Raw genomic sequence first — 12595 nt, 5'->3', positions numbered from 1 at the left:
AAAAAAAGAAACGTCCCATTTGGCAGCCTGACCGGCTCCCACTGAAACGATTCCCATTTAAGCTAGTACTATGGACAGCGAAAGGCCTCAGCACGTCAAACCGAGACAACGCTATGTACTCAACGCTTTCGTGCTATTATTTTAAGCTTCTCGCTTACTTCACCTTGGCCTTAAGCAGATCGACAAGCTGCTGCCCGGCATTCGCTCCACCGCCACCCGGACCGCCTGCCCCTTGACCGCCTGCTCCTCCGTTTCCCGGATTCTGCATCCGGGCTCCATCCTTGCCATTATCCGGATTCTGGCTTCCGCCTTGCGCTTGCCGCTGCTCCTTCATGGCGTCCCGCTGCTCCTGCGTCATAGTTCCCTTAGACGGCGCACCGTTGCCATCTGTTCCGGCTGAGCCTGCGCCGCCCGCTCCGCTCATTCGCTGCTTCATCTGGTCTGCACGGCTTTGATACAGCTTCGTTTGTTCAGCCGTGAGTATTTTCAACATCGCGTCCTGCTGCTCCGCGGTCAGCTCTTTCTTCGCAACCGCTGCCTCAGCTAAAGGAAGCAATTGCTCCGCCTGCTGTTTCGTAAAAGCCAAGCCATCCGTTTTGTCAATGGTAATCAACGACTGAGAGATTGTACGCAGACGCATTTCATTCTCATTCATCGGCGTCCGCTCCGAACGAGAGCCCGCCGGGTTCTTCTGCTCACCGGCTTGCTGCTGATCCTTTCCCTGGCCCTGGCTTTGTGCCGATGCGCTTCCACCATTTGCATTCACTGAAGCCGCTTCATTAGCTGCCGGCTTGCTGCCGCACCCGCTGAGCAGCAGCGGAACCATAATAAGACCCGCTATAAGCTGGTTGCGGTTTACCCTCATGTTCATATTCACTAACCTCCATGTGTTCATCCCGGAATTGAGGGACTCGAGCTGCGGACTTTTGCCGATGGCAACTAGTCCACGCCCTCCAAGCGTATAGCATCAAGATGAATAGCATCTGAAGGTTTGCTTAAAGATTACTGAAACTTAAATCGAAGGTGAAACCGTCTATCTTACCTAGTAGCAGCGCATGCATCTCCCTACATCTGACCCATCCCGCAGAGCTCACCACACTCCATTGTTCGAAGATTGCCTCCAAAAAAAGAAACCTCCGAGCAGAGTGATTTACCACTCCATTCAGAGGTTTCATGGAACTCGTTTAACCCAGGAAAGAATTCAGCATCCATGTATGCTTCTCTAAGCTGGCGTGAATAGCCAAGAACAGATCACCTGTGATCTCATCGCCGGCCTTCTCGGCAACATCCATGCCTTCCTTTAATTGCTGGTTGATTTTATTGAAATCAGCAACAAGCGCACGGACCATGTCCTCTGCTTTTTCATTGCCTGCCGCTTCCTTAATTGCAGAATCCTTTAGCATTTGCTGCATAGTAGCTACAGGCTTTCCGCCCAAGGTCAGCAGACGCTCGGCCAATGCATCGAAATGCAAGGTTGCTTCATTATACAATTCCTCAAATTTAAGATGCAGTGTAAAAAATTGAGAACCTTTCACAAACCAGTGAAAGTTATGTAATTTAATATACATGACTCCGAAGTTAGCCACCTGTTGGTTTAACGCTTCATCTAATGCTTTCGACTGCTCTAATACTTTAGCCATTTTGTACACTCCCTTGTATCGTTGTATTTTTAAAAGCATTCCTCTGCTGTTTCTCTATGAAACCATCGTTTCGTTTCTCTTGACGGGCTTCAAGACATTTGCTTGTCCTACTACTGTTTTACCCAAACTCATGCCAAATCAAACAATCCCCCACTACCTATTTAGAAATGGAGGCCTCCTGTTAAGAGTATCCATTAGCACTTATATCCCAAACAAAGCATAAGGCTCATCTTATTACCGTTTGAAATAACGGTAGCCTTTCCTTACAGCTGTAAGCATCCATTCCGGCACTTTCAAGCGGCCTATAAAAACTGGCGAATAGAACCGGCCATACGCCTTTTTCAAATCATCCCACATGAAGCAGGGCTCTGCTTTCAAAAAATCCGATACATCGACAACAACCCCGCGGCCATCCTTGAGCATGACATTTTTACCGTGCACGTCGTGTGGGTTCAAGCCTTTACTTCTAGCAAAATCAAGCGCACTATCTATATCTTCAATAACCTGATGTGGGATTGGCACGCCTCGCAGTACACAATTATATAAAGTTATGCCGCTCAATCTGCGCAAAATTAAATAAGGGCTTCCCGCATGATAACATTCCGAATAGGCCGGGTGCTTCCCCAAGCGCCGGTATACCTCAACCTCTTCCTCCAAGCCCGCCCTTCCTGGAGCATACACCTTTACTACCAGGCCATTAAAATCGGGATGGCTTAAGACAGCCGCATAATTACCCGCTCCTACCAGCTTCCACGGCTTGGGCAAAAATTGAACCTCTATAGGATCATGAGGATCAACACTTTCTATGCGGAGCTCCTTCAGCAGCTCCTGCTCTATAATATCGATAAATTCACTAATCATAACTACCCGGTATCCCCTCCGGTTATCGAACTCTTACATTAGTTTCCTTTTTATTGTAGCATACTTTCAATCAACAAAAACGCCTTGCGGCGTCCCTTGTGTACAATCTACATTTGTCCGTGTGGAGTGTGATGGAAGTGGGATTACGGTGGCTGTTTAACGCCTCTTCGTTGATGCAACCCGCTAGCGGGAAAACCTCCCGTTAATTTTGTCTTTATTCTCGTAATCGACCATTTAGTTGGAAAACCCACCTCTATTTGGGGCGAAATGCCGCATATAGAAGATGAAGTACCGATTTAGCGCCAGAAATTCCAGCTAGATATGTCCTGCCAAGAAAAACGGGGTTATTTAGAAGGAGGTTTTCCAGGTATTTTTTTGCGAATCCGGCACGTCCTTTCGGTGATTTGAGCAATCCCTGAGATACCCCACAAACCACTACCCCAAAAGAAAGACCTGCTTCACGGCTGCGAACCGTTCGGCAGGTCTTCCTTTGTGTCATTGCTATAGTTGCATAGCATAAACGAGTGCAACCGCTAGCTCTCTAAATCTTGCAGAGCGGCTTGATCCTCCTCCAAATCGGAGCGAGCTTGATCAACCGCTTGCTGATTACGGCTCAGCCCAGCCTGCTCAATAGCGTTCTCCGCTCTTTGCACCGCAGTCTCCGCTTGCTCGATTAGCTGCTCGCTCGGATGGCTCTGCGCCTGAGTCACCGCATTATGCGCTGTATTGACGGAGTTCTGCGCTTGTGATATCGGATTTTGCGATTGTAAGCTGGAATCGTCATTGCTTCTCATCGCCCATTCGCCTCCTTTCCATTCCATACCTCAGTTAATATGGATGAAAAGCGAGCTTTCTATTCCCTATAGCTGGGAAGTCATTCCCGATGTATCTCTGGCTTCAAATGTATGAGAATCATAACCGAATAACTGCGGATTCGAATGAAAGTGCAGCACCTCTCCAATCCGCTTCGGAAGTGGAGGATGTGTCGAGATAAGCTCGTACCAGGCTACAAAAAAACCTCGTTCCTGATAGCTTTGATCCAGAAATTCGTTGATGTTCACTTTACGGTACAATTGCTTGCCTGCCGCCAATATGGTGAGTGCATGGACCGCAGCCTCTGCATTGCCCGTGTAAGCTGTAGCGATGCGATCACACGTAAATTCGCAAGCTCTGGAATAAGCTTTACCGATAAATGGAATCCACATTGCTGGAAAAACAAGCACAAACTTACTCACATGCTTTCTCTGGATATGAGCCAGCTCATGCGCGATCACAAAGTTAAGCTCCTCCTCATCCCCCTGCATAATAAGCTCAACAATGTCTGAATAGAGCACAACGAAATTCCGTCCGGAAAACCGGGTAGCAAACGCATTAAGCACTCCGCCCGATTGAATAATGTACACATCCGGTACTTGAGCCACTCCCATTTCACGGCACAATGCCTGTACCCGTTCATAGATTTGTGGAAACTGCCTTTCCGACAGCTTAACACCGGAGCTCCGGATTCCTGCTACCATTAAGCCATGCATAACAAGTGCTACTACCAGCCCGATTCCTATGTAGACGATCCCTATAATTGAAACAATCAAGCTCACATAAATCAAGATACTCGTTATCAGGCAAACGATATACCAGGTTTGTTCGTCTTCGTGTACCAATCTTTTATTCATTTTTCGACTCCGCTCCCATTTTCTATTTTTATAGTCTTTTATGCATGAAGCATCTGGTGATGTTTGGAAATCATTCGGTAAAATGAGTACTATTCCCTTTCTTTGTCGAATTTTAATTATTTCTTGACTTTTTCCTATTCAAAATAAGTAGGATTATGTCGTACTAAAGAAGAAGTAGTATTATTTAGCTCTTTTTTACAAGGAGGGGTGTCAAATGGTGCAAGAGTTTGTTACAGGGATTACTTTGATATTTGTGTTCATGTTCTTTTCAAGCCGGCTTCATAAAAAACATACCTTGACCCCCTCACCATCTGTGTTCATGAAAAGCGGCCTGGGAATTGTTCATGGGTTGATGGGCATAGTTATCATGTTTTTTAGTGTACATATCCATTCTGCAGCCCTGCTCGACATGAGACATATCCTGCTTATCCTCGCCGGGCTGTCAGGGGGACTGCTTTCTGCTATCATCGCCTCTGTATGCATGTTCATAGGACGCAACTTGATTTTTGGTCCCATGGATTTGGCTAATTTCATGTCTGCGCTCACTATTCTAATTATCGGCTTGGGCAGCGGAATTATTAGCATCTGCGTTAAATCCTACTGGAAGAAATGGGCGTATAGCCTTCTCCTTACTATGGCTGTAATATCAATTGGTCTGCACTGTCTTCTTGGCTTCAACGATTGGCCAATTCTTGCACCGTATTTGACGGTGGTTCTGGTAAGCGGAATAATGGCAGCCTGGCTGCTGCATTTTTTAATCAAAAGCAACGAAAGGACCACCCTCAACGAGCTTATTGCCGATCTGATCCCCAAAATGAAGCGAACGAACAGCTCCCTCGAGCTGTTTACCCTTACTATGAAGGAAATCGCCGAGCTTTTTTCTTGTGACGCCGGTGAAGTTGTGCTGACAGAGAAGAACCGGTATAGAACTGTTTTTCGTTATATGGAGGACTCCTATGAAAGCATAAACCAAGTGTTAGACTCCAATGAATTGGAAGGAATGTTAAAGGTACTCAACGGTGGTCCTATCCTATTTGATGATTGGAATAAGAAGCTGCCGCTTGGAAGCGCCCATTTGCCGCTGTTTGAGCAGGGAATCCGTTCTTCCTTGCATCTTCCAATATCGTATAACAACAAGCTTATTGCTATCATCACTCTTGCCTCTAAAACCCCGGAGCACTTTAGTCATAAGGAAATGATTATCGCCCAACAGTTGATACCACTTATTAGCATAACCATGGCTTTAAAAAATGCCGAAGGCACATTCTCGTCCGTGTTTAACACTTCTCAAGATGCTATCATCGTTTTGGACAACGACTCGAATATCGAGCTCTGGAACGATGGTGCAGAGCTTATCTACGGCTATTCCCGGAATGAAGTAATCGGTCGTCACGTCACCATTCTTATTCCCGAACGATTGCATTCCTTTTATATGAATACGTGCTACCAGCTTCGTCTTCTGGGGATGAATGCGCACGCAGGCAATACCATTGAGCTTACCGCATTGCGAAAAGACGGCTCAGAGCTACCGGTTGAAATGTCTCTCAACTGCTGGCAAGCAGGAGGCGTCTTTTACTTCAGCAGCATGATTCGGGATATAACTGCACGCAAACGGACTGAACACGAGATTTCGACTCTCAAGCAGGAGCTGGTCGAAACGTTACGGTATCAGCATGGCATGATCATGAAATTTAAAAAAATGGACGGGAAGTACGTTTGTACCCTCGCTGACGGTCAGATGCTTTATGATCTGGGATTCACCCCTGAACAGGTTGTAGGAACATCCATCAATGACATTGTAGGATCTAATAACGCCTCTTTGGTGCTGGATGCCTACGATCGCGCATGGAATGGGGATCCCCAGCAATTCGAATACACGTATTCTAACCACACTTATCTTACGTCACTGAACCTCATCTTAGATCAAGGGCAGGTCGTAGAAATCATTGCCACGAGCAGCGATATTACCCATCGCAAGCAGATGGAAAGCGAGCTTATCGAAAGCGAAGAACGGTACCGTAAGCTCATTGAGTTTATGCCTGACGGCATTATCATTCATTGTGATGGAACGGTTGTACATGTGAACCAGATGACGCTGGAATTGCTAGCCGCATCCGATGCATCCGAGCTTATTGGCAAGAGCATAACAGAGCTGCTTCACCCTGATTCGGCGGAAGATGTGATTACCCGAAATCGGGAGATTCTGTTAAATCAGTCCTCCGCTCCGCCTTCTGAGCGTGTATATATTCGGTTGGACGGCCAATACATGAATGTCGAGGCTTCCGGGGCTTGGGTTTCTTATAAAGGCAAGCCGGCAATTATGACGGTGTTCCGTGATATTACGGAAAGAAAAAGAGCCGAGCTTCAGCTATATGAAGCCAACGAGATGTTCAAGAAGCTATCCATGATCGACGGATTAACCGGTATTGCCAACCGCCGCTATTTCGAAGAAAGCTACCAGATGATATGGGAACAAGCACTCCAGCATTCCAATGTCGTTTCCATCCTGCTGCTGGATATTGATTTCTTCAAAATTTATAACGATACGTACGGACATCAAGGCGGTGATACTTGTTTGAAGCAAGTAGCTTCAGCTTTGGAGCAGATGGCGACAAGACATGGATACTTTGCCGCACGTTATGGCGGAGAAGAATTTGTCTGTATTCTCCCCGATACGCATGAAGCTCAAGCCCGTGAGTTCGCCGTCAGGGTAAGGGAAGAAATAGGGGAGTTAGCCATTCCTCACGCCGCGTCCACCGTCAGTTGGCATGTAACCGTCAGTATTGGTATCGCAGCAGAGGTTCCGAACCCACTGATAGACCGTAACAAGCTCATAGAGCAAGCCGATCAAGCCTTGTACAAGGCCAAAATGAACGGTCGTAATCAAATCGGTTCCTAGCTTACAAAATCGGGGAAAGCAGCCTTGCCATGGATTCCGCTGCTCGCGTCAACAGCCATCTTCGTTCAAAGTTCTCCAAAGTCAGCAGCTCGCTGTTCTCCATATCCTGCTCGAATGTGGCTTCCAAGCGCGATGTGATTTCCGAGCCGTACAAGAACGCCGTAATTTCAAAGTTGAGCTCAAAGCTGCGGTGGTCCATATTCGCCGTTCCCACTGCAGCCGCCTGGCCGTCCACCATGATCGTTTTGGCATGAAGAAACCCGTTGTCATACAAATAGCAAGTGGCCCCCTCGCGCAATAAATCACCCATATAAGCATAAGAGGCCCATTGAACCAGCATATGGTCGCTCTTCTTCGGGATCATAATGCGTACATCGATTCCCGACAGGATAGCAATCCTGAGAGCATTAAGAATGCCATCGTCCGGTACAAAATAAGGGGTCTGCACATAAATACGCTTTTTCGCCTCAAAAATTAGTTTGATATAACCATTCTTAATTTGCTGTTTATCGGAATTGGGGCCGCTTGATACAATCTGCACAGCAGCCTTTTCCGCAGCCGCCAGCTCAGGGAAATAAACAGGCTCTATCTTCAAGGATTCATTCGAAGCGACGTCCCAGTCCAGCATAAATTGCACCTGCAGACGATGTACCGCATCCCCATAGATCATGAGATGGGTGTCGCGCCAATACCCGATTTTGCGGTCTAACCCCAAATATTCATCGCCAATATTGAATCCGCCTATAAATCCATATTTCCCGTCAATGATGGCAATTTTCCGATGGTTCCGATAATTCAGTCTGAAGTTTAAATAAGGGATTTTCGATGGAAAGAACGGACATACCTCGCCTCCAGCTTCCACTAGCTCATAGAATAGCTTCTTATTAACCCCGAGCGATCCGATACCGTCATAAAGCAGCCGTATTCGTACGCCCTCTCTCGCCTTTTGGGTGAGCGCTTTGAGCAGCCGTTTTCCCGTTTCATCGTTGCCCACCTTGTAATACAGCAGATGGACATGCTCCGTTGCCAGGGCAATATGATTAAGCAGCGCCTCGAACTTCTTTACTCCGTCAATAAACAAAGTGACTTCATTATTTTGCGTCAGTGGAGAGGCGCTGTTCATTAAGTTCATATAAATGAGATGCTCATATTGCTTCACGATATCATCGGTATAATGAAAGGTTCCCTCCTGGATGGTGTGCTCCTGCACGGCCATTTGCTGACGAACCTGTCTCTCCATTCTCGCTCTGATCCGATATACCTTCTGCCTGGCTAGATTTTGGCCCAGAAAAATATAGATGATGAATCCAAAAACCGGCAGCAGCAGAAGCAGCATCAGCCAAGCCCAGGTTACTCCTACATTGCGTCTTTCGAGGAAAATAATCGCTGCCGCAAACAGCAGATTAATGACCGGAATCCAAATATTTATCGTCTTCCATACCCCGACGACCCAGCTCTCCATACAATCCTCCACCTCACGGCATCTTTTTGCGTTCCGTTTGAACTATTCCTATTGTTACCATACATCAAATGAATCAGTAAAGAAAAATCAACATTTACTTTCGACGAATTATCACTGTATTTTACACACTTTGGAAATGCCGACAGGATTTATAGTTCCACATATCGAATTTTGTCTTAATGACGCGTAATAAGGAACACAATTTTCACATTACATACGACAGATTGTATGAATTTAGGGAGGTTTGCTACTTGAAAAAAATTGGGCATTTTCTGCTAGCCGTCTTAATCCTTAGCAGCTTATGGAGCGGGTCGGTAAGAGCCGAAGCAGACGAGTTCGGCGCATCTTCCGCCTATACATCAGAACCGGGCGCCATGAACCCATTAACACAGTTTCAAGCTTTTGACGCAACCACATCGAAGGCTCCTGAATTTACAGAAGCAGAACAAGACCAGATAGTCCCCGGCCAAGTGCTCGTGAAGTACAAGAAGGGTTCTGCTGCCAGGACTAGCGGCTCGAGAACAGCAACATTCACGGCTAAAGCTTTGGAGACGGATGAACAGCTGGAAGCAACCAAATTCGAATTGCTTCCCGGAGCCACAGTATATCAAACGATTAAGGAATTGAGTGCTGACCCGAATATTTCATATGTACAGCCTGTCTATCGGTATAAGGCATCTTCAACCAGCGTCTCCAGTGCCGTCTACAGCAATGATCCATGGTTGCCGCAGCAGTGGGGGCTCGATGTTACCCATATCTCTTCTCTTTGGGCAAAGGTATCTGAAGCACAGCGCAAACAAATCAAAATTGCTATCGTAGACACTGGAGTGGACCTCAATCATCCGGATCTCAAAGACAGTCTTCTTGCCAATGAAGGAGCTAACTTCATCACCCCTTCATCCTCGCCCAATGATGATCACGGTCACGGTACTCATGTTGCAGGAATTGCTGCTGCCATCACCAACAATAGTTTGGGTATCGCAGGGGCTGCCGGAAGCGCCAGGATAATCCCGATAAAAGCCCTGGATAACGCTGGGGACGGAACTACGCTCTCCATCTCCAAAGGAATCATCTGGGCGGCAGACCATGGCGCCAACATCATTAATTTAAGCTTGGGCGGTACGAACGCCGATCCCTATTTGCAGGATTCGATCTTGTACGCGCAGCAAAAAGGGGCAGTTATCGTTGCCGCATCCGGCAATTACGGCAGTGACCAGGTCGATTATCCAGCCGCTTATCCGAACGTAATCGCTGTTGGAGCACTGGCTAAGCCGTCCGCAGCAGATATGACTCATCCGGAGCGGTACTCGTATGCTTCCTTTTCCAACAAAGGAACTGCGCTTGATGTCGTTGCCCCCGGCGATGCTATCTACAGTACGCTGCCTAATGGACAATACGGGACGAAAGACGGGATCTCGATGGCTACGCCATTTGTCACCGGATTGGCGGCTCTGCTGAAAGCGGCTGACACCACTTTGACAGCGGACCAGATACAGAGCATCATAACCGCCACATCTGTCGACCTGGGGACTCCCGGTAGAGACAACAGCTACGGTTACGGCTTAATCGACGGTGTCCGATCCTTTGACATTCCACGCTTGTCCTTACAGTCAGGCGCAACCGTGGCAACGGCAACCTATACGTACTTGCCTTTAATCGTTCATGCATTAGACTATTCAGGGCATGTAAATACCGCAATCTCTTCAACCGCATCCGGCAGCGTGCTGCTGAAAGTGGAACAATGGGATGCAGCAGCGGGACAGTGGCTTCCGGCTTCGTCACTTGATCAAGAGGTCAGTCTATCTGGAGGTATATCTTTAAAGGGAATGGAATTGCCGCTTAATCATATGTACCGTGTAAATGCCTCATCCAAGTCATCTGATAAGCCTTATGTATCATCGGGAAAGGTTTACTCCAGTACGAGTCTGCCTTCAAGCAATGCTAATCTGCAATATATCAAAATCAATAACGGTCAATATACATTAACACCTGCATTTAAGGAGGATCGTACCTATTACGAGACGCAAGTCGACTATTCCGTAGCGTCCATTTCGGTTAGTGCAGCTGCTGCTGTTCCCTCAGCGTCCCTAACTTTGAAGGGTATCGCCATTCCGTCGGGCGGATCCACAGCTGTAGCATTGCATACCGGAGTGAACTTAATTCCAATCACAGTTACGGCTGAGGACCATTCGACACAAACGTATACTTTGTCTATCTACAGGCAATATTCGGCTGATAATAACTTTATTAGTGATATTTATATCAACTCCGGGGCGCTATCCCCTGATTTTAATAAAGATCTTATGAATTATACGCTCTATCTGGACAATGCGGTAAGCAAATTCGGCATAGCTGTCCTGCTGGAAAATAAAAACGCAAAGCTGGCCTTCAATGGCCAAACGGTTCCTGAAAAGACACTCCTAACGAATTCAAATCCCTATCTTGTAGGAGCCTCCACTCTGACTATTTCCGTAACAGCGGAGAATGGCTCTGTTAGAAATTACGTCATCACTATCAAACGTCTGGAAGTACCCTTGCAGAGTACGATGCTGAAGAGCCTGACCTTGAGCGGCGTCGATACATTCAGTCCTGTATTCAGTCCCGAGGTTTACAACTATCAAGCTGCGGTTAAAAGTACGACAAGTCAGGTGACCCTCTCTGCTGCAACCGTAGATCCCTCTACCTTGGTCACATTAAACGGTAAGACTATGACCCAGGCAGGCTCTGAGACAGTTAACCTTGATCAGGGAACTACAACCTTAAGATTGGCGGTAAATGGCGACTCAAAAACTTACTCCATTAGTATACTACGCCTAAACGTAACCTCTGGAGTCGATGGGGGCGGGGGCGGTAGCAGTGGCCGTAGTAGCGGCGGAGGTGGTGGTGGTGGTGGATTTTTCATTCCCCCAGCGACTGACACAGGTAATGAACCCGTTGTGGTGAAAGCAGACAATGCACAGCTAAGGAAGTCGCTTGAAGACAACAAAACGAACCGGGTTACCATCGATGCTACTACCGGAAGCTCAGCTTCTGCAAAGACAGTTGAATTCGGAGCTGACATTCTGAAGCTCGCCACGGACAAGAATAAGCCTATTCTTATTGATACAGGACGCCAAACCATTGAACTGTCCCCAGGCTCAGTGCCTGCCCAGGATAGTACAGCTGCAGCCAAACAGGATAGTACAGCTGCAGCCAAATTGGTTGTAACACGCTCGTCTGGAGAAGCAGCCTTAAGCAAGAAGCCCGCTCAAGCGAATGATGTCTCACTGGTCTACGACTTCAATCTTTCGGTTGGAGATGAAGTCATTAGCCGCTTCACCAAACCAGTGACCATTCAATGGAAGCTCGGGACCATCCAGTCACAGCTCTCCAAACTTGGCGTTTACTATTACAATGAAAGCGGGCAAAGCTGGGTATATATGGGAGGTAAAGCAAGCGCGGATGGAATGATTACATTTACTACCGACCATTTCTCCCCATATGCTGTGATGGAATACAACAAAACATTCAACGACATGGCGCAGCACTGGGCTAAAGAAGAGGTTGAACTGCTCGCCTCGAAATACATTATAACCGGAGCAACGGACACCGCCTTCGTGCCGGAGCAGAAATTAACCCGAGCCGAATTCGCCGCGCTGCTCGTTAGAGCACTAGGTGTTAAAGCCGTCGGTAACACCGGCAAATTCCATGATGTGAACCCATCCGATTGGTTCCATGATGTGGTGTACCAAGCCTATGGCGCAGGACTTATCGAAGGAGTCGATACCTCTGTCTTCGCACCAAGCCAGCCGATCACCCGTGAACAGATGGCTGTAATGATAATGCGTGCATACAGTATCGGCACAGGTAAACAAGCAAGCGATATTGCCATCGCGCAAGAGGTAAAATTCACCGATCAGGCTCTGACAGGCAGTTGGGCACGAGACAATGTGCGGCTGGCCAATGGAATTGGTTTGATGAGCGGTTTTCCGGACGGTTCCTTCAAGCCTTCCGAAACAGCTAACCGTTCACAAGCAGCGGTCGTTATCAAACGACTGCTTGATCTAACACAGCAGTAAGCTTG

8 protein-coding genes are annotated in these 12595 nt (G+C 47.4%); 2 read left to right on the top strand and 6 right to left on the bottom strand.

Annotation, left to right across the window (positions count from 1 at the left end; genetic code table 11):
• Nucleotides 1–154: 154 nt before the first annotated feature.
• From ACFQ0C_RS34980 to ACFQ0C_RS34960, 5 genes are all read right to left on the bottom strand, one after another.
• Nucleotides 155–871, bottom strand: a complete 717-nt coding sequence (locus tag ACFQ0C_RS34980) for a hypothetical protein (RefSeq protein WP_379373953.1) — start codon at nt 869–871, stop codon at nt 155–157.
• Nucleotides 872–1184: 313 nt separating this feature from the next.
• Nucleotides 1185–1640: a Dps family protein gene (locus ACFQ0C_RS34975; RefSeq protein ID WP_379373951.1), complete on the bottom strand. Its 456-nt coding sequence runs from the start codon at nt 1638–1640 to the stop codon at nt 1185–1187.
• A 234-nt stretch (nt 1641–1874) separates the two neighbouring features.
• Nucleotides 1875–2501 carry a serine/threonine-protein kinase gene (locus ACFQ0C_RS34970; RefSeq protein ID WP_379373949.1) on the bottom strand — a complete coding sequence of 209 codons (627 nt, stop codon included), beginning with the start codon at nt 2499–2501 and terminating at the stop codon, nt 1875–1877.
• A 533-nt stretch (nt 2502–3034) separates the two neighbouring features.
• A complete protein-coding gene (locus ACFQ0C_RS34965) occupies nt 3035–3295 on the bottom strand; it encodes a hypothetical protein (RefSeq protein WP_379373947.1) in 261 nt (86 codons plus the stop codon).
• Nucleotides 3296–3361: 66 nt separating this feature from the next.
• The gene (locus tag ACFQ0C_RS34960; RefSeq protein WP_379373945.1) at nt 3362–4171 is read right to left on the bottom strand and encodes a M48 family metallopeptidase; all 810 of its coding nucleotides are present in this window, start codon (nt 4169–4171) and stop codon (nt 3362–3364) included.
• Between the two features lie 214 nt (nt 4172–4385).
• Between ACFQ0C_RS34960 and ACFQ0C_RS34955 the strand changes: the two genes are divergently transcribed.
• Entirely contained in the window at nt 4386–7070 is a 2685-nt protein-coding gene (locus ACFQ0C_RS34955; RefSeq protein ID WP_379373943.1) for a PAS domain S-box protein, read from the top strand.
• Nucleotide 7071: 1 nt separating this feature from the next.
• On the opposite strand, the gene cls is transcribed toward ACFQ0C_RS34955, so the two are convergent.
• Nucleotides 7072–8532: a cardiolipin synthase gene (gene cls / locus ACFQ0C_RS34950; protein WP_379373941.1), complete on the bottom strand. Its 1461-nt coding sequence runs from the start codon at nt 8530–8532 to the stop codon at nt 7072–7074.
• 251 nt (nt 8533–8783) lie between these two features.
• Here cls and ACFQ0C_RS34945 point away from each other — a divergent pair, with 251 nt between their 5' ends.
• A complete protein-coding gene (locus tag ACFQ0C_RS34945) occupies nt 8784–12590 on the top strand; it encodes a S8 family serine peptidase (protein WP_379373939.1) in 3807 nt (1268 codons plus the stop codon).
• The last annotated feature ends 5 nt before the right edge of the window (nt 12591–12595 follow it).

Origin of the sequence: Paenibacillus sp. GCM10027630, from assembly GCF_042676305.1 — a bacterium.
GTDB lineage: Bacteria > Bacillota > Bacilli > Paenibacillales > NBRC-103111 > Paenibacillus_S.
This window is presented reverse-complemented; position numbering and strand designations above follow the sequence as displayed.

Excerpts from the sequence above, each read along its gene's own strand:
- ACFQ0C_RS34980 (WP_379373953.1), bottom strand. The coding sequence starts at position 871 with ATGAACATGAGGGTAAACCGCAACCAGCTTATAGCGGGTCTTATTATG.
- ACFQ0C_RS34975 (WP_379373951.1), bottom strand. The coding sequence starts at position 1,640 with ATGGCTAAAGTATTAGAGCAGTCGAAAGCATTAGATGAAGCGTTAAAC.
- ACFQ0C_RS34970 (WP_379373949.1), bottom strand. The coding sequence starts at position 2,501 with ATGATTAGTGAATTTATCGATATTATAGAGCAGGAGCTGCTGAAGGAG.
- ACFQ0C_RS34965 (WP_379373947.1), bottom strand. The coding sequence starts at position 3,295 with ATGAGAAGCAATGACGATTCCAGCTTACAATCGCAAAATCCGATATCA.
- ACFQ0C_RS34960 (WP_379373945.1), bottom strand. The coding sequence starts at position 4,171 with ATGAATAAAAGATTGGTACACGAAGACGAACAAACCTGGTATATCGTT.
- ACFQ0C_RS34955 (WP_379373943.1), top strand. The coding sequence starts at position 4,386 with ATGGTGCAAGAGTTTGTTACAGGGATTACTTTGATATTTGTGTTCATG.
- cls (WP_379373941.1), bottom strand. The coding sequence starts at position 8,532 with ATGGAGAGCTGGGTCGTCGGGGTATGGAAGACGATAAATATTTGGATT.